At 58.1% G+C, this 21,747-nt stretch carries 20 protein-coding genes and 2 pseudogenes; 5 read left to right on the top strand and 17 right to left on the bottom strand.

Features of this window, described 5'->3' with window-relative positions; genetic code table 11:
• Window positions 1-130: 130 nt before the first annotated feature.
• Both RHIBR816_RS0131915 and RHIBR816_RS0131920 read right to left on the bottom strand, forming a co-directional pair.
• Window positions 131-1,207, bottom strand: a complete 1,077-nt coding sequence (locus tag RHIBR816_RS0131915; protein ID WP_018240654.1) for a hypothetical protein — start codon at window positions 1,205-1,207, stop codon at window positions 131-133.
• A 32-nt stretch (window positions 1,208-1,239) separates the two neighbouring features.
• Window positions 1,240-2,367 (bottom strand): glycerophosphodiester phosphodiesterase family protein, encoded by a 1,128-nt coding sequence (locus RHIBR816_RS0131920; RefSeq protein WP_084811376.1) that lies wholly within the window; start codon window positions 2,365-2,367, stop codon window positions 1,240-1,242.
• A 1,296-nt stretch (window positions 2,368-3,663) separates the two neighbouring features.
• Between RHIBR816_RS0131920 and RHIBR816_RS36845 the strand changes: the two are divergent.
• Window positions 3,664-3,929: pseudogene (locus RHIBR816_RS36845) on the top strand (IS5/IS1182 family transposase); the annotation flags it as partial.
• Between the two features lie 170 nt (window positions 3,930-4,099).
• On the opposite strand, the gene RHIBR816_RS0131925 reads toward RHIBR816_RS36845, so the two are convergent.
• Window positions 4,100-4,348, bottom strand: coding sequence for a helix-turn-helix domain-containing protein (locus RHIBR816_RS0131925; protein WP_018240656.1), 249 nt, complete (start codon window positions 4,346-4,348; stop codon window positions 4,100-4,102).
• Window positions 4,349-4,556: 208 nt separating this feature from the next.
• Between RHIBR816_RS0131925 and RHIBR816_RS0131930 the strand changes: the two genes are divergently transcribed.
• Complete coding sequence (locus RHIBR816_RS0131930) at window positions 4,557-4,877, top strand: transcriptional repressor TraM (RefSeq protein ID WP_018240657.1); 321 nt, start codon at window positions 4,557-4,559, stop codon at window positions 4,875-4,877.
• A 3-nt stretch (window positions 4,878-4,880) separates the two neighbouring features.
• Here RHIBR816_RS0131930 and RHIBR816_RS0131935 read toward each other — a convergent pair whose 3' ends face one another.
• From RHIBR816_RS0131935 to RHIBR816_RS0131995, 13 genes are all read right to left on the bottom strand, one after another.
• Window positions 4,881-5,585: an autoinducer binding domain-containing protein gene (locus tag RHIBR816_RS0131935; RefSeq protein ID WP_018240658.1), complete on the bottom strand. Its 705-nt coding sequence runs from the start codon at window positions 5,583-5,585 to the stop codon at window positions 4,881-4,883.
• Window positions 5,586-5,915: 330 nt separating this feature from the next.
• Window positions 5,916-7,217 carry an IncP-type conjugal transfer protein TrbI gene (gene trbI, locus RHIBR816_RS0131940; RefSeq protein WP_018240659.1) on the bottom strand — a complete coding sequence of 434 codons (1,302 nt, stop codon included), beginning with the start codon at window positions 7,215-7,217 and terminating at the stop codon, window positions 5,916-5,918.
• Between the two features lie 10 nt (window positions 7,218-7,227).
• Entirely contained in the window at window positions 7,228-7,665 is a 438-nt protein-coding gene (gene trbH / locus RHIBR816_RS0131945) for a conjugal transfer protein TrbH (protein WP_026187673.1), read from the bottom strand.
• A 2-nt stretch (window positions 7,666-7,667) separates the two neighbouring features.
• Complete coding sequence (trbG, locus tag RHIBR816_RS0131950; protein WP_026187674.1) at window positions 7,668-8,480, bottom strand: P-type conjugative transfer protein TrbG; 813 nt, start codon at window positions 8,478-8,480, stop codon at window positions 7,668-7,670.
• A 17-nt stretch (window positions 8,481-8,497) separates the two neighbouring features.
• A complete protein-coding gene (locus RHIBR816_RS0131955; RefSeq protein WP_018240662.1) occupies window positions 8,498-9,160 on the bottom strand; it encodes a conjugal transfer protein TrbF in 663 nt (220 codons plus the stop codon).
• Between the two features lie 22 nt (window positions 9,161-9,182).
• Window positions 9,183-10,358 carry a P-type conjugative transfer protein TrbL gene (gene trbL, locus RHIBR816_RS0131960; protein WP_018240663.1) on the bottom strand — a complete coding sequence of 392 codons (1,176 nt, stop codon included), beginning with the start codon at window positions 10,356-10,358 and terminating at the stop codon, window positions 9,183-9,185.
• Window positions 10,352-10,552 carry an entry exclusion protein TrbK gene (gene trbK, locus RHIBR816_RS0131965; protein ID WP_018240664.1) on the bottom strand — a complete coding sequence of 67 codons (201 nt, stop codon included), beginning with the start codon at window positions 10,550-10,552 and terminating at the stop codon, window positions 10,352-10,354. Before trbK ends, trbL begins: the two co-directional genes overlap by 7 nt.
• Window positions 10,549-11,355 (bottom strand): P-type conjugative transfer protein TrbJ, encoded by an 807-nt coding sequence (gene trbJ, locus RHIBR816_RS0131970; RefSeq protein WP_026187675.1) that lies wholly within the window; start codon window positions 11,353-11,355, stop codon window positions 10,549-10,551. The genes trbK and trbJ overlap by 4 nt, the downstream gene beginning before the upstream one ends.
• A complete protein-coding gene (locus RHIBR816_RS0131975) occupies window positions 11,327-13,783 on the bottom strand; it encodes a conjugal transfer protein TrbE (protein ID WP_026187676.1) in 2,457 nt (818 codons plus the stop codon). The genes trbJ and RHIBR816_RS0131975 overlap by 29 nt, the downstream gene beginning before the upstream one ends.
• Window positions 13,784-13,793: 10 nt before the next feature.
• Window positions 13,794-14,093 (bottom strand): conjugal transfer protein TrbD, encoded by a 300-nt coding sequence (locus RHIBR816_RS0131980; RefSeq protein ID WP_018240667.1) that lies wholly within the window; start codon window positions 14,091-14,093, stop codon window positions 13,794-13,796.
• Window positions 14,086-14,466 carry a TrbC/VirB2 family protein gene (locus RHIBR816_RS0131985; protein WP_018240668.1) on the bottom strand — a complete coding sequence of 127 codons (381 nt, stop codon included), beginning with the start codon at window positions 14,464-14,466 and terminating at the stop codon, window positions 14,086-14,088. The genes RHIBR816_RS0131980 and RHIBR816_RS0131985 overlap by 8 nt, the downstream gene beginning before the upstream one ends.
• On the bottom strand, window positions 14,456-15,433 hold the full coding sequence (gene trbB, locus RHIBR816_RS0131990) for a P-type conjugative transfer ATPase TrbB (protein ID WP_018240669.1): 978 nt from the start codon (window positions 15,431-15,433) through the stop codon (window positions 14,456-14,458). Before trbB ends, RHIBR816_RS0131985 begins: the two co-directional genes overlap by 11 nt.
• Before the next feature lie 11 nt (window positions 15,434-15,444).
• Window positions 15,445-16,065 carry an acyl-homoserine-lactone synthase gene (locus RHIBR816_RS0131995; protein ID WP_018240670.1) on the bottom strand — a complete coding sequence of 207 codons (621 nt, stop codon included), beginning with the start codon at window positions 16,063-16,065 and terminating at the stop codon, window positions 15,445-15,447.
• 374 nt (window positions 16,066-16,439) lie between these two features.
• Here RHIBR816_RS0131995 and repA point away from each other — a divergent pair, with 374 nt between their 5' ends.
• The 3 genes from repA to repC all read left to right on the top strand — a co-directional run bounded on the left by repA (window position 16,440) and on the right by repC (window position 20,230).
• A complete protein-coding gene (repA, locus tag RHIBR816_RS0132000) occupies window positions 16,440-17,657 on the top strand; it encodes a plasmid partitioning protein RepA (protein WP_018240671.1) in 1,218 nt (405 codons plus the stop codon).
• Window positions 17,654-18,691, top strand: a complete 1,038-nt coding sequence (gene repB, locus RHIBR816_RS0132005) for a plasmid partitioning protein RepB (protein ID WP_371259078.1) — start codon at window positions 17,654-17,656, stop codon at window positions 18,689-18,691. Before repA ends, repB begins: the two co-directional genes overlap by 4 nt.
• Before the next feature lie 234 nt (window positions 18,692-18,925).
• The gene (gene repC / locus RHIBR816_RS34970) at window positions 18,926-20,230 is read left to right on the top strand and encodes a plasmid replication protein RepC (RefSeq protein ID WP_084811378.1); all 1,305 of its coding nucleotides are present in this window, start codon (window positions 18,926-18,928) and stop codon (window positions 20,228-20,230) included.
• Between the two features lie 1,051 nt (window positions 20,231-21,281).
• Here repC and RHIBR816_RS38765 read toward each other — a convergent pair.
• A pseudogene (locus RHIBR816_RS38765) lies at window positions 21,282-21,746 on the bottom strand (integrase); the annotation flags it as partial.
• Window position 21,747 lies beyond the last annotated feature (1 nt).

Raw genomic sequence — 21,747 nt, forward strand, 5'->3', positions numbered from 1 at the left:
TATCTGCAGACAATCTCCTTAGGGGGCTTGCCCTGCTCGCTGCCGTAAGGACGAGCTTGGATGAATGTCGATTTGAACTCGGCCTCGAAATTTTTCTTTCGCCGTACCTTGAGGCGAGGCCAAAGACGCCCTAGCGATGGATATTGATGCTGATCCCCTGTTGAGCGACAGAGCTCACGTTCGCCGGCGGATTGCCAGGACTAGCCGTGCCGCAGGGGGTTTGAATCTCCCCGAAAAGATACTGGCCGCTGTTGCAGGGCAGCATGTTTACGTCGAGAAAATGACTCCCCCTCAAAGAGTTCTGGTAAGCTATAACTTCTTTCATCGACAGTGGCGCTGAGAATATCGTCACTCCCTCAAAGCCGGGCAATGCCTCTATCGGCTCGATGGTCGGCGGGGTTTGCCCGGGCACACCGGCTGCGCCAATAAGCCACGACCCAACCGATCCGAAAATGACGGACTTGGGCCGGTCGGTTGGCGTGCCAGCGTCGAAAGGAAAGTGCGGGAAACCACCATCAAGCACGGCCTCATCCCACTGGTAAGCGGTAAACGCCAGTAAATAGGTGTAGGGCGCGAAGCGGTCCATGCGAACCTTACCGTCTGGTGTGAAGGTAAAGTATATCCACTCGGTTCCGGAGAAGTCGCCTGTTGGTCCTAGGAGATTCATATCCCACGGCTTCTGCCAATAAGCGGTTTGCGCCGTATTGCCTTGAAGCGAGCTTTTGGCAACAGACCACTTTTGCCCCCTTAAACTGGGCTTCGCTCCCAAAGCGAATACCAAGTATGCGTCGTTGGAATTAGAACTCAACAGGGACAGCGTGCTACCCCCATTGGGAACGGTATTATCACGGGTCTTCTCGACCAAAAGGACTGTGAACCCCGTTGCCGGGCTGATCGACGCGATCTCCCTGGTCTCGATGGACGAGTTTGGCGGAAAGTTAAACGATGTCTTATTGGTATAGAAGTCAAATGCCTGCTTTGTATTATGAGGCACAGGATAATCTGCCCCGGTAGCAGAGTCGTGTATATACAGCTTTGGATAGTCGCCAAAAACAGGCACGACCTTCGGAGTGAGTGTTTGAGACACCTTTACCGACGCGCTTTTGAAGCAGTCAGCCTGGTCGGCGCATGAACCAGCCTGGCTTGCGCCAGCAAGAAGCAATGCCGTTATAAAGAATGGTAGAGAGATCGTCTTTCCAGTTTTCATCGGCAGATCCACTTTGAAGCGCAGGTCTTACTTCAGCGACTCAGTTCGCTGGTGTTGCGGCGCCCTAACTCGCGCAGCATGTCGCCAACCACGTCGGGCCAGTCAGTGGTGATCAGATTGGTACGATTGACGATTGCCATTTCCGGATCTCCGCGTAAGTCCGGCACGATGCCTCCTGAAACGGTCGAAGCGGGATCGGTGTTGTGCGCGAAGCAGCATTTTCCAGCGCTGTTGGCGACGCCCTCCGGATAGTAGTTACTTTCATGATAGGTGGCGAAGCCCTGCTTTTGATCGACGTAGTCGAAATACGCTTGAAGACCGTCACCTTTGTAAAATTGGTTCATTTCAAACTGAACGGGGAATGGAGCCACATTCCACTGATCGTAGATCGTGTCCTGATGAGGATCCCAGTTGGAATCCTTCACGTTCTTGTCGTCCGGGTTTTCAACTATGATCAGCCCGCCGATGACAGTGGGATCGTAGGTGGTCCGGTTAAGAAAAGTGCCAAGATCCGCCGCATCCTTGGCCTTCAGCTTGAATACGACAGCCTTGCCGAGCTGCGGATTTTTCTTGGCCGCGAGAATATCTAGGCAACGTTGCGTGAGTTCAATGGGATCAGTGGGATCCTGGTCGTCCACCGCCCCTTTCACATCGACGATCATCACATATCCATGCCCATCATTGGCGACATATTGGGCGAGCAGATCAAGCGCTGCTGAGAATGTCAGGAACTTCGCCACGCGCCCTTGCGAGTCCTTAAACACACGTCCATGGCGGTCGCGTAGATCGGCTTGCTGTATTTGCGAATAGTCCTGATCGTACAGCAGGCCGCTTCCGGTGGATTCCCGCTCGATCCTGTAGTCGTGAGATAGAATGACTTCCTTGTCCGCTGTAAAGCGGACATCGACCTCCACGGTCTCGATCTGTGAATTCCAGGCATCTTGCAAAGCGTAGGCTGAATTCTCGGGATAGACCTCCCAAGATCCACGATGCGCAGATAGCAGAACCAAGCCCGTGTCGGGTTTTGGCAATCTAAACATGTTTCTTGTGATGGCGCTCACGAGATATGGCGAAGGCTTCACCGGAAGCACCGCCTCTGCCCGGGCATGGGATAAGAAACACAGAGCAAAAATTGAGGTTGAGATAAGTGACGCACGCATGTCCAATTCCTAGTTAATATGTAACGCGCGAAGCGCAACGGGCAAGCAAATATCCTGCGATCAGAGCTTAAGGTATGTTTTGAACAGTATAGGATGGGGGGCAATCCCGCTGTTTTCATCCACTCCATTCGGACATCATTCAAAGAGACGCCACGATGGTCTCCACTTACGACGACCTTTCAAAACCTATCTCTCTGAACACGCGTCCCAGCCCGGATTTACTGCGCTCCCACACGATCATAACGCCTCCCCCATACGGCCTCACCTCACTCCCCCTATCCGGCGAACATGCCTGTCATGCCGCCGGACGAAGCGCTCTCATCACGAACGCCCCGCGAGCCGATTGGAAATCTGCCACTGGTGTCCGCCGCCAACGAAATCATCGAAGCAAGTTGCATGCCGTATTGGCGCACGTTTTGCGCTGCACCACTTGTCGGTGCCGCGGTCGGGCCTGGGGACCGTTGGTGTGGTGTCGGACTTCCAACATTCTTGTCCGCTTTCGGACAAGAGAGAGCTTGCGGCAGACACGCACTGGCAGAACCTTGAGCAGGAAACGCCGCGACCCGATCCGAACTCCATTCTGCGCTGCGCTTTGTCAGCCCAACGTCTGACCCTGAGACTGGCTTCTGTTGGCCTGCAGTTGCAAGAGGTGACGTGGGTTGACCTTGCGCGCGGCTTCGATCCGCCCTTCCGAAAGCAGTGCACGCATGGCGCAGTCCGCAATAAGCTATGATGGAATCCAAAAAGCCATTGCAGTCAAAATTAATTTGCGCAATGTAATTTAAGCTCCGTAATCGACGCCGAGGGTCCTCTAGTGCGACGTTGTCGGGCGCCGCGATCTAGGGAACTACGCAATGCTCTCACCCTTCGAAAAATCGTGCCTTCGGTGGGTGTCTGAAGGTAGATCTGTAGCCGATGTGGCCCTGCTTCAGGGAAAATGTGTCGCTGAAGTCGAACAATGCCTTGCCCGCGCGCTCGATGCACTTGGAGTAAAATCGATAGAGGAAGCGCTCAGGAAGGCCAATCTCTCAACGTCCAAATAAACTTGAGTTGGATTGGAGTTGGTTTCCCCGCCGTCGTCGGCGTTCGACCGCGAGCCGGTCGGGCAGAAGGCCGAGACCTGCTGCCTTTCGACCGTTCGTCGTTTACGCGCTGGCGGGGGCCGCATGGGGCGATGCAGGCGCAGGAGGTGATCGTCGATACCACCGAGCAGCCGAGGAACGTGATGTTCCCGCCGATGCCAAACTCACCCTCGGCGCGCGAACGATTGGTGCGAGTGTCGGCGTGAAGCTGCGCCAGATCTTCACCAGCGGCCAGAAGCGCGGCATCACCCCGGCGATCAAGTGCGGGATGCGGCGGCGCTCCGCCGTCCCGGTCATCGGCCGTCTCAAGGCCGAGCACCGCATGGGCCGCAACTATCTCGCCGGCAACAGGGGGATGCGATCAACGCTGTCCTGGTCGCCGCCGGCTACAACTTCTCGCTCCTTCTCAACTGGTTCAAGCAGCTTTTGTGGCTGCTGCCCTGGCTCCATAGCAGAACAAAGGCGCGCGCCACCGCTTAGCGACAGTCATCGTTCATGGTCGACTATATACTGTCGGCCAACCGGGAACGAGCTTCGAAGTCTTGCTCGGTCAGGCTCTGGTCCCGACGCAGACGAGCGGAATTTCTCCCCACGAGTTTGCGTATATTCATGTGCGGAGATCGCGGCTTTTTTTAAGTCTGTTAAATACTCTATTTGTCAAACTCGATGGTCCACTCGGCATGTTCGTCCGGCGACCGCTTCAGCAATTCTGACGCTTCGATGCCCAAGGCTGTCGCCAACCGGTCCACGACTTCGATGCTGGCATTGTACGTGCAGCGCTCAAGCGAGCTGATGTATGTGCGATCAATATCCGCGCGATGGGCAAGCTCCTCCTGTGACAGGCCTTTGGCCTGCCGGGCTGCTCGCAGGTTTCGTGCAAGTACCTCTCGAATCGTCATGTTCGAGAGAACAGCGACTTGATGAGTATTCGACCACGGAGTATCTTCTACAAGCGTTGTGGTAACAGAGTACCTATGAGTGAAGACAAGACGGTCCCGTGTAGGGTCGAGCTTTCCTCCTGGGCCAAACGGCAGCGTAGTGAATTGAACCGGTATATTGCGGGGGAGGCCGGGGGCCACCCTGCGAGGGAATGGATAGGAGAAGCGGATGAACGATATTGTCCCATCCGAGGCGAACGACGAGAGCAAGGAGAAAGCGGCCCTCCCAGGTTTGATGCAAAAGTCAGAGCTAGAGGCGTTGGCGGTCTCCGCGATTCTGGAACACCGCCGTCTTCTCGCCGCCGACGAAGTTGTCTATGAGGAGTGGACGCGCGCGACCGACGACGGGTCAGTCTCCACTGCCGTACTCAAGAGCCTGCAAGACCAGTACTTCGAGCGTCAGAAGAAATCCGAAGCTCAGCAAGAAGAGCTTTCGGAAATCATCGACGCGCTTGGCTATATCCCTGATGTTCCTTTGCGTGATGAGTGACGGTCAAACTAAATCGTGATCTTTAGCGATCGCGACAAGTTGCGGAACGGTTGCTGCATCGAGCTTTCGGCGCGCGCTGTCGAGGTAGTGCTGAACCGTTCTTGAACTGATTCCCATCACCTCTGCGGTTTCCAGGACATTTTTACCCTTTGTCGCCCACATGAGACACATCGCTTCTCTCGGCGAGAGGAGCCGTTTCGGGGCCACAATCGTCGCCGCAGCGATGATCTTCAGGCGGTAGTGGATCGCCATGACCGCCTGTATTGCTTTTTGCTGATCCTGAAATTTTGAGATGTCAGCCTTCTTCTCCGAGGATGCAAACGTCAGCATCATCACGGAGCCGTAACCTCCTTTTACGGGAATCGTAACGCCGCTTCGAATGCCGTGTGCGATCGCTTGCTCGCGAAAGCGCTTGAATTCGGAGGTTCCACGTGCTCGCCAGTTATCGGCCGTCCAGGAAATTGTTTCCATACGGCGCTTGGCTTCCGTGACGGCTGGGTCGATAAGGGAATACTGGCTGCCGAGGTAGGTATCCTGCCATTTCTCCGGATAGGAATTGAATGTTCGGAGTCTTAGGCCTTCAGTTTGCAGATAAGCGAAACGCTCAAAGCCAAAAGAAATCGCGAAGCTTTTTAGACCTCTTTTGATCATACGTTCATTGTGCGCGGCTTCTGCCATGTCGATAAGAGAGCAAAGATCTCCGTTCACTGAGTTTTCTCCTGTCTTTTTGCGCAGCTGCGAGCGCCCCATTCCTCGAAAGTTGACGCTCGTTCATGGCGCGTTCGCCCGACCGATGTCGACTCGACCATCGGCTTATACTCCGAAACACCGCGCATCCTTTGGCAGGTGAACCGCGGTTTCCCGGCTTCATGACCACGCCCGTTTCCGCGTAGCTGTACCCTCGGTCAACGAGTATTCAAGCCGCCTTGTTCTAAAAGAAGACTGTTGATGAAAGAATTTGCCCAAGGATTACTGCGTCGTTGGTTACAGATTGGATCAACACGCAGTGGGCAGTGCGGGAGTATGCGCGGGAGTTGCTCAGCGCCACGCATAAGATGCCGGAAAAATGATATCCTGATCGACGAGAACGTTGAATTTGTAGCCTGGTCGGATTCGGATCGTTGGCTGGACACTCAGGCCTTTCGAGAGGGTCTGTTCTGCCACACGGCCGAAACTCTCCGCGAAATTCCGCCGCGCGGCATCCGATGCCGTATCCTGCGCGGCAAGCGACGAACGCTCAGGCAAGGACATATCGATACCGGTACCGATGATCGCGACCAGCGCCGCCGAACCGAAGGTCCGCCAAAGATGGCGGTCCACCTTGTCTCTAAAACCGCCATAGCCTTCCGCGTCCGTCCCGGCCATACCGCCGATCTGCAGGGTCGACCCGTTCGGAAAAATGAGATCGGTCCAGACAACGAGAACTCTCTCCTGGCCAAAGGACACTCTGGAATCGTAACGGCCAAACAGCTTAGCTCCCTGTGGAATGAGAAGGCGATAACCAGTGGCGCTGTCGTAGACGTTCTGGCTGACCTGCGCGGTAATGCGGCCCGGCAGGTCGGAATTGAGGCCGTTGATCAGAGTTGCCGGAATGACCGAGCCGCGTTTTAGCTCATAGGGAGACACCTGCGGCACGACCCGGTTCGGTAAATACCCGATGTCCTTGTTATCCTGGTTCAAAAAATCCTCCTTCGATGTCTGGGCATTCGGATCGACGTTCTGCGCCATCAACCCTGATTTCATCGCTGCGGCATAAAGATCGGAGGCGCTGTGCGCCATCCTGTCCGTGTCCCGATGGCTGGTCGCGTTGGCATCTGCCGACCCTCTCTCGGCATCGGAGATATCCACCTTAAGCGGCGAGCCGAGCGCGGTTGCGCTCGCCTGAAGCCGAGCCATTCGCTGGCGCTGGGCTTCACGAATATATTGCTCGTCCTGCTCTCGTTTCAGACGCGCTCTCCATTCCTCCTCGGATTCCATCCGTGGGCGCTGGTCTTCTCGCTCGACCGGGCCGCGCGCTATGGTCGGCTCTTCCTTCTCGACCTTCTGCTCGACGGCAGGCGTCGGCTGAAACGTCTCCTGGTCAATCGGCTCGCCGATGATGCCGTCGGTCACTCCGCGTTTGAGCTGATCGCCGAAGTTGGTGGCAGGCGTGTTTGAGCCGCTGTCGATATCGTTGCCACGGTTGAAGGCGATCCCGCGCCAAGTCAGCCCGATTGCGACGACGCCACAGAACAGAATGGTGAGGACGATGGCGAGAACGACGGGAAAGCGATTGAGGCGACGCATGCCCTTCTGATCGTCAGCCTGGTTGGACGCGCCGAGCTGGAGCGATTGCACCATGGTCCCCTCCTCAGTTGCGCTGCATGATGGAAAGCGCACTCGCCGGCTTGGCACCGGCTGCAGTCGGCGTATAGGCGCGGCCGAACGCCAAGGAGGGTGTTGTCAGGCGAGCAAGGACTTGACCGTCGATGGCGTCAATCGCGTAGGCAAGCTCGATCGGCTTGACGTCCTTTCCAACCTTGCCGTCAGTGATTACCGCGTAGCCCCAGCCCTTAAGGGCAGCCTCTAATGCGGTTGCAAACTCGGACCTGTCATTGTCCATCTTAATCGTTGTCGAGCCGACCGGGCCGATCTGCTCGGCGAGCCGAGTCGCCATATCGCCGGCAATGGCAATTGCGGCCGATCCGGAAACAGCGGGCGGCGCGGTACCGGTGGTCAGTGCGTCATCGGCAGTCTGGCAACCGTAAAGAAGTGTGGCGGCGATGAAGGTGAAGTGCAGCTTGCGCATGGTCATTCTCCTCGCCGGATCGTGATTTTCTGCTGCCGCCAGCCGACGCCGGAAACGAGGATCGCCTTGTCGACTGCGTAGTCGATTATCATCATGTCGTTCTTCATGCGGTAATTGACGATGCGGTTCTGACCGCCGGAGACGACGAACAGGACCGGTGCGTCCTGACCGGAAATCGACTTCGGAAACTGGATGTAGGTCTTGACGCCATCCGAATAAACGCGTCTCGGCTTCCAGGGTGCGCCGCCGCTCACCGAATAGGAGAAGGTGAGCTTGTCGGGAGCCGTGCCGGCAATGCCGCCGGTCTCCAGTCGCGCGTTGATGTCGGCGATCTTGGTCGAGATGTCCCCGGGATATTCGAAACCAATCCGGGCCATGTACTGGCTCGGATGCGACTTTAGCTGAATGTGATAGGTGCGCCTCGACGTCGTGACGACCATGGAGGTGACGAGACCGGCCTCGGACGGCTTGACGATCAAATGGACTGCCTGTCCGCCGTTCGCGCCCGAGGTCGCCGGCTCCACCTTCCAACGGACGGTATCGCCGACGAGGACGTCGCGAACGATCTCGCCGCCCTGCAGTTCGATATCGCAGACCTGCAGCGGCGAGCAGACGACGGAGGGCTGGGTTTCGCCGAAGAGGAAGACGACTTTTCCATCCGGACCGGTGGTGACGAGGCCCGGCATGCCCCGCCACTTCCTCGAGATGTTCGTTCCCTTCACCTCATTCGTCGTCATGCTTTGCGCGTAGGTATCGCTCACGAGGGCGAATCCGGCAATGCAGCCGGCGGCTGCGATCATTCCTGTTCTGTGCATAGAAAAATCCCCTGCCCTTAAATCTGTGCCGTCCAATCAAAATCGCGGACGTAAAGACCGATCGGGTTGAGGCGGATGGTCGCCTCGTCCTGTGGCCCCGTCAGCGTGACCGTTGCGATGCCGCGGAACCGGCGCGTGCCGGTTTCCTTACCCTTGCGGTCGCGCTCGTATTCGGTCCAGTCGATCTGATAGGTCTGGTTGGATAGTGCCACGATGTTGTTGACCTCGATGGCGACCGTCGACGTCTTTGCCCTCTCGAACGGCGAGTTGCCGCGGAACCAGGCACTAATTTTCTCCGTAGACGGGTCTGAAGTTCTGAGAAGTGCGTAGGTCCGGTCGATATATTGCTTTTGCACTACGGCATCCGGTGTTATCGAGCGGAAGCTGCTTATGAAGTTGCCGAGCGTGGCGCGCACCACGCGAGCATCGGCATACTCGATCTGCTCCGGGAAGCCGGCGGTCACCGACGTGCCGAGTTTGTCGACCTCGACGATGTAGGGCACGAGTGTGACCTGCGTGCTCAGGTAAATCGAGTAGCTGAAGCCGATCACGGCCATGGACAGGCCAAGGATCCCGACAAGACGCCAGGCTGCCGCGGCTTTTACATAGGAGCCGTATCGTTCCGACCATTCCTGGCGAGCGGCGAGATACGGGTTCTCGGGGGCGCGGTTCGCTGCCATCGATTCATCCCTTTCTTTTCTGTTAGTCGTTGCGTTCGGGAAGTCGCTTTGGAGCACTGTGCCCGCTGCGGCTCTCGTCGAGCTTGGCGTTTGCTAGCCCGAGGAGTGTGCCGGCATAGGCGCCTGGAGAGCCGATGGCCTTCTCCTTCGCCGCGGATCCGGCAGCTTTGCCAGCCGAGCCGAGGCCGGCCCCAATGCCCCTGAAGGCGGAACCTATGACCGAGGAGCCTGCGGCTCGGGCGGCTTGACCTGCCGAAAACCCCGCCCCTGCCGCACCCACTGCGAGCAATCCGGCGCCGGCGGCGAAAGACGCCGCTTGTCCGCCGTGGCGGATTGCTTCCATACCCCCGGAGACGGATGCACCTTGGACGACGCCCTGAATGATGCTCGGAACGTATACGGCAATGATGAAGACCACGACCGAAATACCCGCAATCGCTAAGGTCGTCACGAACTGATCCGAGGACGCAGTGGGAGCCTGGGCGAGTCCAAGCAGGACATTCGATCCGATCTCTGCGATCATCACCAGCGCCATGAGCTTCATGCCGACGCCAAAGGCATAGACGAGGTAGCGAACGGCAAAGTCTTTCGTGAAGGACGAGCCGCCCAATCCGAGCATGATCATGCCCGCGAGTAGGCCAACATACATCTCGACCATCACCGAGACGAAGATCGCTGCGACAAGCGAGAAGCAGATGACGACAACGCCCATGGCCAGCACGGCCGCGATCGCCAGCGCGTTATCCTCGAACACGCCGAATTGCGCCTGTTGAGACATTTGCGAGGCAACCCTGAGGCCGGCATCGAACACTTCCGCGGGCGATGCTGAACCGCCACCGGCGCCGATCTGAAACAGGCTGTCGACAACGGCTCGAGTAAAGGTCGGACCCTGGTCGAGAACAAACGCGAAGAATCCGACGAACATGATCCGCCGCACAAGCTCCGCAAACCAGCTATCGAGCGACGCCGCCTGAATCGCGAGCCAGACGGCCGCGATGCCAATCTCGATCGCCGCGAGAATCCAGAAAAGCGATCTCCCCGCAGTCATAATAGTGGATTCCCACCCCTTCGCTGCCGACGAGACCTGGTTTTCGAGTTCAGTGAGAACCTGGCCCTCCTGCGCGAAAGCCGGAATCGCATACGCGACGCAAAAGAGGCCTGCGATCAGGATCGAACGTGTGACAGTTGCATTCACCATCTCGGACGCATCTCCTGACCGTCCTTGATTGGCGGCAACTCCCTGCCAAAGCCGAAGAACCTCTCCCGGGCAGCACGCTGCTCGTGGGTGAGTGCAGGCTTGCCGCCGTCTCTGGAATTGACGATCAGACCGGTCGCCACCGACGATAGAGGAACGGCAGCGAGCAAAAGGGTAATGAGGGTAATGCGGTTCACCAGCGAGGCTCCATCTTTTGACCCTCGGGAATGCTCTTGACCTCGGCGTTGAAGAACTTTTCGCGCCGGGCCTGTGCGAGATCCTTGTCGGTCTGTTCGGTCTGCAGCCAGGTACCCGTCATGGTCATCTGCTGGGAGACGAGCCCGCGGAGCTTCTGCATCTGCGCGACTTGCTGGGCGGCAATCTGATGTCCGACCTGCAAGGCCTTCATCTGACCATCCGCTGTCTCGGACATCGATCGCAGCGACAACATCGTGCTTTCCTCGCTGCCGAACTGATCGGCCGTGAGACTTGCCGCCTTCAGGGTGCTGGCGATCGTGTCGCGATTGGTGTCCGACCAGTTTTGGTACGTGGACGAGAAGCTCGCTGCATCCGGCAGATTGGTCTTGAGGTTGGCATAGCTCCGGAACCGCTGCTGAAGCACGTCGTCGGCATTGGCCATCGAAAACGAAATGCTTTGGCCCTGCTCGACGATGCTGCGCAGTTGCTCGAGATCGTTCTCGATCTCACCCCACATGTGAGATGGAAGGGTCGCCGTATTCTGGAGCAGGTTATGATAGATGTTCAGCTGGGTTTCGATCTGCTGCGCAATCTGGCTGATCTGCGTCAGCTGATTCTGAATTTGCTCGCCGGATTGACCGACGAGCGACACCAGTTCCCCATTGTTGAGGATCTGTGTCCATTCGGTTGCAGCGCCGGTTGCCGTGCCGGCTTGCATGGAATCGGGTGCGACGATGGTTGCCGCGGCGACGGCCAATAGACCGGCGAGCCAGTTAGTCAAAATTGAGCAGCGATGCGGCATCGTAAACTCCTCTCGTGTTTAGCCAGTGGATCGGCCAGTCCCGGCCATGTTCGGATTCAAGCGCCCGGATGCGCTTCAGGTCCTCCTTGCCGGAGGCGCCGACAAAGCTCAGCGCGAGGGGGCCGAGCGCCATGTCGAAGAGGCGCCTGCCCTCAGGTGTGGCAACGTAATATTCGCGCTTGGGGGTCGCGCCCGCGACGATGTCGATCTGACGCTCGTTGAAGCCGATGCGTTCATAAAACTCCCGTGTTCCCCGCTCGCGCGCGGCGCCGTTCGGGAGGCAGATCTTCGTGGTGCACGACTCCTTCAGCACATCAATGATCCCCGAGCGTTCTGCATCAGAGATGGATTGGGTCGCCAGAACGACAGCGCAGTTCGCCTTGCGCAGCACCTTCAGCCATTCGCGGATCTTGGCTCGAAACACGGGGTGACCGAGCATCAGCCAGGCTTCGTCCAGCACGATCAGGGTCGGCGAGCTGTCGAGGCGCTTTTCGATGCGGCGGAACAGGTAGGTGAGCACCGGCACAAGATTGCGCTCGCCCATGTTCATGAGATGCTCGATCTCGAAGGTCTGGAAGGTGCCGAGCGAGAGGCCATCCTGTTCGGCGTCGAGCAACTGGCCCATCGGGCCATCGACAGTATAGGAGTGCAGCGCATCCTTGATCTCGCGCATCTGAACGCCAGACACAAAATCCGAGAGCGACCGACCTGCGGCGCCGGCCATCAGTCCCACCTGCCGGGAAATGACGTTGCGATGATCGGGCGTGATGGCGACGCCTTGCAGTGCGACCAGTATCTCGATCCATTCCGTTGCCCAGGCCCGGTCTGCATCGCTTCCCAGATCGGACAACGGGCAGAAGGCGAGCGCCCTCCCCTCACCTTCGTTGTCGCCACCGATCTCATAGTGATCGCCGCCGGCGGCGAGGGTCAGGGGCAGAAGCGAGTTACCTTTGTCAAATGCAAAGATCTGGGCGCCGTCGTAACGCCGAAACTGCGCGGCGATCAGTGCCAGAAGCGTCGACTTGCCTGAGCCGGTCGGACCGAAGACGAGGGTATGACCAACGTCGTCGACATGAAGGTTGAGACGAAACGGCGTCGAGCCGCTTGCCACCTGCATGAGCGGCGGCGAATTCGGCGGATAGAATGGGCACGGAGCGACCGGATTCCCGGACCAAACGGCGTTGAGAGGAATCAGGTCGGCGAGATTGCTGGTGTTGATCAGTGGTTCGCGGATATTGCAATACCAGTTGCCGGGAAGGCTGCCAAGATAGGCGTCCGTGGCATTGAGCGTTTCGATCCGTGCTCCGAATCCTTCGGCCTGGATGAGCCGGCGGATCGCTTCCGCGTTTTCCTGGAGCGCCTCGCGATTCTCATCAAAAAGCACGATGACCGGAGTGTAGTAGCCGTAGGCGACCAACTGCGACGAAGCCTGTGCGATCGCGTCCTCGGTCTCGGCCACCATGGCCATGGCGTCTTGATCAACCGCCCGGCTCTGCGTCTGGAACAATTGATCGAAGAACGGCCGGACCTTCTGTTGCCACTTCTTGCGCGTGCGTTCGAGCTTCTGACGGGCTTCCTCGGCATCGAGGAAGATGAAGCGCGACGACCAGCGATAGGTAAGCGGCATCCGGTCGAGGCTATTGAGTATCCCGGGCCAACTCTCCGCTGGCATACCGTCGATGGCGACAACGCCGAGGAAACGATTCTCGATTTTCGGCGTCAGGCCATGTTCGAGCTCGGCTGTCGCGATCCAATCGAGATACATCGGTACGTCAGGAAGCCTGATCGGATGGTTTTCCCCGGTGATGCAGAAGCGAACGAACTGCAGCAGCTCATCGTACCGGGCAATCCGAGTTCCTTCCCTTTCGCTGACCTCGCGCGTCTCCATCCGCCCGATCGAAAGAGTGTTGCCTAGATACTGCTCGATCTCGCGGACGGCGTTCTTGAACATGAAAAGCACCGTGTCCGCGTAGGATTCCTTGCGGCTTTCCTCGTCCGAATAGATGTATTTGCTAAGCGCGGTCTTCTTGGACTCCAGTGGCCGATAGGTGAGAACGATCGCGTGCTTGCTTTCGAAGTGCCCGTGCTCGCGAACAAAATGCGCCCGGCGCTCGGCGTCGATCGCACGTGTGACTGGATCGGGGAAATGACCCCGATCCTGGGACGGGTAGTCGATCGTCGGAATGCGGATGGCCTCGACCTGGATCATCCAGCCACTCCCAAGCCTCGACAGGATCGCATTGATCTGCCGCGACAGCTCGTTGCGTTCGAGAGCGGTCGCACTTTCGGAATCCGGGCCGGCAAAGTACCAGCCCGCCATGAGACTGCCGTCCTTCAAGAGCAGCACCCCATTGTCGACGAGGCCGGCGTAAGGAACGAGATCGGCGAACGAAGGGCCTGTGGCCCGGAAGCGTTTCAAAGCTACCACGACCGCCTCCTCAATGCCGCCGCCACGGCGAACTGGTCGCCCTATAGTAGGGGTAGTAGGAAATGTGCCTCATGTAGACTTGCCGCATCAGTGGATCGAATTTCGCCATCATCCTGAGCAGCCAGAGGATCACGACCCAGACGGCGATACCGAAGAGCGCCGAATAGACCGTCAGAACGACGAAGATCAGGATGACGGCAGCGAGCCCGGTGAGCAGCACCAGCTCCCGATCGGCGCCCATCAGGAGGTTCGGGCGGGTCAGAGCGCGATGAATGCGACTACGCTGCAGGCCGGACAGGGACTCAGCCATTGCCCCCCTCCCCTTCTCCGTTGAAGCCGAACGACTGCCTCTGCTCGTCCGTCAGTCCGATCGACGCGCCGGTCGCGCCGAACAGGCCGACTATTTGGGTGGCGCCAAGCAGGATGCCGGCGACGAGGACGACATAGACGAGCCGCCGGGCAAAATCGTTGAGTTCGCCGCCGAAGATGAGCATGCCCCCGGCGATTGCCATTGCTGCAAGGGCAATGGCGCCCGCGACGGGACCGGTGATCGACTCCTGAATTTGCTCCAGCGGCGCTTCCCACGGCAGCCCGCCGCCACCAGAGCTGGCGAGCGCGGGAGCAAACGGCCCGAGAACCATGGGCGCGGCAAGGAGCGCGACGATGATGACTTTACGCGACATGACGCACCTCCTGCTCTTCGGTCAGCTGGTCTGATTCGATCGCGTATTCGCCGCCCGCAAACCGCTCGACCTGAATGAGGTCGCGTATACGCCGTCCGCGCGAAGTTCGTTCGATGGAGACGATAAGGTCGACCGCCTCGCCGATGACCTCTTGCATCGGCTGCTGGCTTGCCTCAGCGGTCAGCTGTTCTAGCCGTCGTAGCGCCGACGCGGCGGTATTCGAGTGGATTGTCGCCACGCCACCGGGATGACCGGTGTTCCACGCCTTGAGCAATGTGAGGGCAGCGCCGTCGCGGACCTCGCCGACGACGATCCTGTCCGGCCGAAGCCGCATCGTGCTCTTTAGGAGCCGCGCCATGTCGACAGTATCGCTCGTGTGCAGGAGCACGGCATTCTCCGCCGCGCATTGGATCTCAGCCGTATCCTCAAGGATGAGGAGGCGTTCTTCGGGAGCTGACTTGACGATTTCGTCGATGACCGCATTAGCCAGCGTTGTCTTGCCAGAGCCCGTTCCTCCGGAAATGATGATGTTGAGCCTGGCGGCAATCGCGCTGCGGATCGTCGACGCCTGATGGGCGGTCATCACGCCAGAACGCACAAAGTCGTCGAGCGGGATCAGCCGTGAGGCCCGACGGCGAATGGTAAAAGTCGGCTTTGCCACCACTGGAGGCAGCAGTCCTTCAAAACGGTGGCCGCCGATGGGCAGTTCGCCGGAGATGATCGGTTGCTCAGCATCCACCTCCGACCGAAGGGCATGAGCGACGGTTCCGATCACCATTTCCGCGGCGGCGGCGGATATTTCGCCGGCCGGCGCAACACCGTGACCGAGCCGTTCGACGAACAGCTTTCCATCAGGATTAAGCATTATCTCGACGACGGTCGGATCGTCCAGGGCTGCGCACAGGTGATCGCCGAGCGCGTCCTGAAGTTTGCGAACGAGTCGCGGATGGGAACGAAGCTGGTTCAAGGCGATCTCCTTTACGCTACCTGGCTGACGGTGAGTTCGGATCGGTAGTTCGGTGGCCGGAGCTTCTGGAATCTGTCCGCATCCGCGGGCAATGTGCCCGCTACGGCCATGGTTACGCCGATCTTCTCGGGAGCACCCAGGCGCTGCAGCGACCAGCCAACGCGAGCGAGGATTCGCTCGAACCGAAGATCAGTCACGGTGACGATCTCGGTGTAGTTATTCCCAATGCACCATTCGATGATGCCTGCGAACATGGTCAGCGTGGCCTCATGGACGGAGCCGTCTCCCTTCCCCTCTTCGAGCGTTGTGTCGACGCAGAATCGGGAGCTCTCGATCATCGACGGATGGGCGTTCAGGCGACCTTGCGGAAGTAGCGAGGGAAACACATCTGCCAGCATGGTCGGGCCCGTAGCAGGCAGAAGGCGTGCACATCCCGCCAGTCGGCCGGCCGTAGAGATGGCCAGGATGTAGGTCGGTTCCAGATCGTCGAACGCATCTGCCTCACGGCCAGCCGCAACGTCGACGTCCCACTTCAGACGGTCCGAAAAGACCTTGGCGCGCAGCTCGTGGTGGCTGTGCAGCAGCTGAACTTCTCGGACATTTCTCGGTTCTGAGATCGCGAGAATCTGCATGAATCTCTCCGTAGTTGTTGGACGACGGGGAAATCAGCACGAATCGGAATTGGGTGTCAGTTGTAGAATCCTACAAGGTTTTTGAGCCCCGATTCGCTTGGCAGCGCGGTTTGGCTACGCGCCGGACAGGTTTCGCGCATTTTTCGAAGAGGCAAACCTATGTAGGATTCACAGTAAAACAGACAGGGAACGTGGAAGGCCTGATTATTTGCTAAGCCACTGATTGAACGCGGAAATCGAACGTTTCCGCCCGCTGCCTCTATGGGGACCGTTAACCGTTCGTTAACCAAGCAGCGTTTGACGCAACTCGGGAATCGGTTAACTGTAGCCGCGACGGAATTTGGGCGACGATCATGAAAAAAGCGTCGCGAGTGATGACAACCATGAATATGCGGCCAGAAAACATGATCGAATCGTCCGCCGAGAAGATTAGCAGACAGGCTCAATTGCTGTCCGCACAGCTTCAATCGCTGCGGGAGCGGATTTACGAGCCGAATGCGATCAAAACATTGAAAACCTACACCTCACGTGAGGTGGCTGGACTGCTCGGAATAGCTGAATCGACTTTGCGGCAAATGTCGTTGGATGGTGAGGGCGTCATCCCTGACCGCCACGACAACGGCCGTCGCGCCTACACGCTTGAGCAGATCAACGAGACGCGTGAACACCTGGCGCGAAAGCGACCTCACGACGCGCTTGAATTTCTGCCCCGCCGAAGACGCTCGGACAAGCTGCAAGTAATTGCGGTCGCTAACTTCAAAGGGGGCTCGGCCAAGACGACAACGACCGTTCATCTCGCTCACTATCTGGCTATCGCTGGGTTACGTGTTCTGGCCCTCGACCTCGATCCACAGGCCTCGCTGTCGGCCATGTTCGGCTATCAACCAGAATTCGATGTCGATGAGAATGAGACGGTCTATGCGGCAATTAGATACGATGACCGGCGGCGCCCGATACGAGATGTCATCCGGAAAACTTACTTTTCTGGTATCGATCTGATCCCCGCTAACCTTGAACTCATGGAGTATGAGCACGAGACTCCACAGGCAATTGCCGATGGTCACGGTCGTGGAGACGAGATTTTTTTCCGGCGTCTGTCTTCTGTCATTCGCGAAGTGGAAGCTGACTACGATGTGGTTTTGATCGACGCGCCACCGCAGCTCGGCTATCTGACGCTCGGGGCATTGTGCGCCGCGACCGGACTGCTGATTACCATTCATCCGGCGATGATAGACGTCGCGAGTATGAACCAGTTTTTGGCGATGATGAGCGACCTCATGCACGTCATCGAAGAGCGCGGTGGCGTGCTCAAGCACGACTTCATTCGGTATGTCATAACCCGCCACAATCCAAACGACGGTCCACAGGTCAATGTCGTAACTTTGCTACGCTCTCTGTTCAAAGAGGATGTTCTAGCGCCAGCAGTCGTCGAGACTACGGCGATCGCGAGCGCCGGCCTTGAGAAGAAAAGCCTCTATGAGATGAGTCGGGGAAGCGTCGGCCGCGATACTCTCAATCGCGCTTTGGAGTCAGTCGATTCTGTCAATAAAGAGATTCTTCGGCACATCAAAGAGGTGTGGGGCAGGTCATGACCAATCCGCGCGACCGCAATCAGCGAATGAAAAGCTTGTTTGCCAACGTAAATCCTGACGAGTTGGTCAGACCGTCGGCTGCCATATCAGCTGACGCGGAGAAGCGGCGCGTGGGCTCGGCCGCTGTCAAATCAATGGACAGGGCATTTGTCTCCATCGAGGAGGAAAACAAGCGGCTCCATGAGCAGCTGCTGTCGGCTGAGTCGATAATCGAGATTAATCCTGACAACGTAGTTCCCTCGTTCGTCAGCGATCGGCTCGACATTGAGGGAGACCGGACGTTTGAAGCCTTTGTCGAAGGAATAAGGGAGGCTGGACAAAAGCTTCCCATCCTTGTCCGTCCCCTCCCCGGCCGATCGGGCCACTATCAGGCGGCGTATGGGCATCGTCGACTTCGGGCGTGCCGGATTCTGAAACGCCCGGTCAAAGCGATTGTACGAGATCTTTCCGATGAGGAACTGATCATCTCTCAGGGGGTCGAGAACTCTGAGCGCCTCAACCTGTCCTTCATCGAGCAGGCCCTTTTCGCCCTGACTCTCAAGGAGAAGGGTTACAGCCGCGAGACGATCTCCGAAGCGCTTGGCCGAAAGGAACAGAAGAACGTCGCCTATATTTCCTTCCTGACAAACGCCGCGGCGGCGTTCCCCGAAGATCTCATCCGGCTGATAGGCTCGGCGCCTTCGATCGGCAGACCGAAGTGGGAAAAACTCGGCTCTCTCATTCAGAACCGGTCGCTCAATGCGACGCAGCGCCATGCCGTCGAATCCCTCACCTCGAGCGATGGGTGGGCGTCGGCCGACAGCGATCAGCGCTTCTCGTTGGTTTTGGGAGCGTTGGACAATGGAGGAAAGTCGGAGAGTGCCGTCACCGAGTTAGCGATCGGAGATGGCAGCGTAGTCGTCGCCAAACGATCTGGAAATGCAATGACTTTCTCGATCCCTGAGAAGCGTATCCCAGGTCTATCGGCATGGCTTCTGGAACGCCTTCCAGATCTCGTGCAGGAATATCGCGCCACCCAGAAAGAGGGCTCTTAGATGAAATTACAACCGAATTGAAAAAGGGCCTACCGACGCCAATCGGTAGACCCTTGATCCATTAGCCACCAGACCGAAACCGATCCGCGACATCACTTTAGCAATCTGATTCTAGGACGGCCGGGCCAAACAATCAAGTCTCTGTAACTCCAGAGGCCGATTTTTTGCGCCCTCCTGCTGGCTTCCCAAATAACCGAAGATGGGAGCGGTGGCTCACGCCGCTGTGGGAATCCTATGTCCGAAATTTCATCCGTCGCGTCTTTTAGACGTGTCACACCAGCCATCGTCGCAAGCAGTCGTTTGGCGATGGCGAACAATGTGCCAGATGCCGCGAAGGGAGACGTTGCCGTGCTGCTGAAGCAAGCGGCTCCAATCCTCGGGATAGACGGCACGACGTATCACGTTATGGATATTCTCTTGGGCCTATCACGCCCAGAGGATTGGAAAGGGAGCGGGCGGCCCATTGTCGCGGTCTCGAATGCGAAGCTGGCTGAGTACACGATGCGCTCGGAGCGCACGGTCATTCGCTGCATCCGCCGGCTCGTCGAGGCTGGCATCGCTGCTTACCGGGACAGTTCGACTGGCCGACGGTTTGTCTATCGTGACACGAGGGGCGGCATCATCGCGGGATACGGAATTGACTTCACTCCGGCGCGTGTGCGGTTCGCAGAGATCAAAGAGAAGGTAGAAGCCTATCGCGCAAGGCTCGCGGCAGAAACCGAAGCGCGACGAGATGTATCGCGTTTGGCCCGGGCAATCGAAGACCTTTGCAATGCCTTTCCCGACGATGCCGAAGATTGGAGAAACCAGCTACAGGAAGCTGAGTTGACGGCGAAGAATGTCTTCGATCGCGCTGAATCGTACCGCGCACTTTATGCCGACGCCCTCGAGAGGAGCGATGCGCGTCAGGAAGGGAATGAAGTGTCAGCCGAGGGTGACATCGACGTCATGGCTACATATAGAACCCTTGAATCTTTAACTGAAAGTAAGAATGAACCGCCGAGCTCTAAGGAGCCGAGATATTTTCCAGAGCGCAGCAGGGCTGCGCAGTTGGCTTTCAAGAAAAAGCCTGAGCCGAACGCTTCAGGACTTCGTGAAAAATCCACTCGCCCTTTGAGTGAAAATATTCAGACGCAAGTGCTAGGTTCAGTTTCGATAGGACTTGTGCAGAGCGCCTGCCCTGAAGCACAATCGATGATCGGCGCACGGTTCGACACTTGGTCCGCGCTGGGTCGGAGCGGTGAAATGTTGCGGCGAATGATTGGGCTTTCTGAAGGCGGATGGATGGATGGGCAGCGGCGTGTGGGTGCCTACGCCGCTGCGGCAATACTGGCGACTGTTCTTGAAAAATCGTTGCGCGATCCGGAGCAGATTTCGAAGCCGGGGGGCTACTTCAGAGCAATGGTTGATCGTGCCACCGAAGGAAAACTCAACCTCGAACGCAGCCTCTTTGGATTGGTGGAGGGCAAGTACCAGGGTCTAGGCGTGAGCCCTAAACCTGCCTCGCTTTCCGACGCTCGAGTTACAGCTGTAACTTGAGCCTCGAGGCCGCGCTGAAGAAGAGAGAAAGCCGCAGGAGTTACAGCTGTAACTCTGAAGCCATGGTCTCCTCTCACCAAAAGGGTCAAAGTACCCCCTGCCCCTTCCCTGGAAACGTGCGTGTTTAAAGGAGGTCTCCGAACGTGAGAGATGCCACGTCAATGGCATACCCAGCCATTACGGGCTTGCTCGCGTCTCCTATCAGCGCAACCAGCGTCGCTGAACGCGGACAGGAACCAGCAGGGGTCCGACAACATTGTCAAACGGGGGCCAATCGTGCGGAACTCAACTACACGCGTTTTCCGTCAAGATGCCTCTTAGACTAGCCGCACGATGCCGTTTTCTAGTCCTTGCGATACCGACGGCAAACAGTCCACCCGAGCTGTCGAAAGAACCGACTTCTGACGCCGTGACTCGCGCATCACCCGGTTCCAGAACATGGGCGAGGCTTTACGGTAACGACGGGCTGCGTTTCAGTCGCGGCCATATGATCGCCTACAAACCATTTCAGCTAAAGCTCTTGCCGGGACTCAAGAGCTCACGTTTCGTGTTTTCCGACGTGGCGGCTACGTGACCGTCGACGACACCCAGGTCAGCGTGGCCTCGATTGCCGAGAGTACAAATCTCGGTCTGGATGCGTTCATTACCTACGATGTCATGCAGGCGCCCGACCCGTCGCCCAAGGTTCGCCTTCAATCGGTGTCGGACCCTGTTTTTGCGATAGATCGACGACGAACATGCGTCGAAACCCAGCGAAGGTCTGACGCCAAAGCTGCCAAAGTCTTTCCTTGCGTACTATGTCGGAGGATCGCTAGCTTTGAGCATTGGATCCATCGCTCCAATGGCGAACGGCAGTAGATCTGCCGGACGCCCGCTTCGACGCGTAGCGCTGTTAACGAAACGATGACGTGATTGCCTCATGGACTCAGGAAGAGGAATGCCGCGATCGGCGGCTTCCTGGGATATCCCGAGCGAAGCCCCTGTGCGGATCACTCCCTCGCCTGCATCCGAGGGCCTCAGCCACAGGCCGGCGACCTCGCTGCGGCGCCGGCTGCCGGAGGCGAGGGCGACCATCAGAATGGTCGCAGTCTACCAGCCAGAGCCTACTTTGATGCCAGGAAAGGCGAACGTCGAGACTGCGCCATTTCGTCAGCGTCGACCAGTTGGCGAGGTGGCGACGCACAGTGTCCGCTTCCCACCGGCGCGGACCCCAAAGCTGATGGGCGACGAAGTGAGCAGCAGCGCCTTCGGCGCCGGCCAGGGGAGGGCACGCACTGCCAATCGCCAGTTGGCACCAGGCCTCGCGATCGCCGAGGTCCGATGCGAGCGCCCGCAGCGTGTCTTCGCCCATGCCGCCCCCTGGGTGCTTGAGTGTCGCGACGTCATCGTCGGTCAGCAGCGCGGCCAGTTGGTGGCGCCGGTCGAACGGCAGGATGGCGTCGAGCGCGTCGAGCTCTTCGGTGCGAAGATGCACCGCTTGGCTCTTCGGATCCACCACTCTATGGTTATTGATCATC

It is taken from the genome of Ensifer sp. BR816 (assembly GCF_000378985.1).
Taxonomy (GTDB): domain Bacteria; phylum Pseudomonadota; class Alphaproteobacteria; order Rhizobiales; family Rhizobiaceae; genus Sinorhizobium.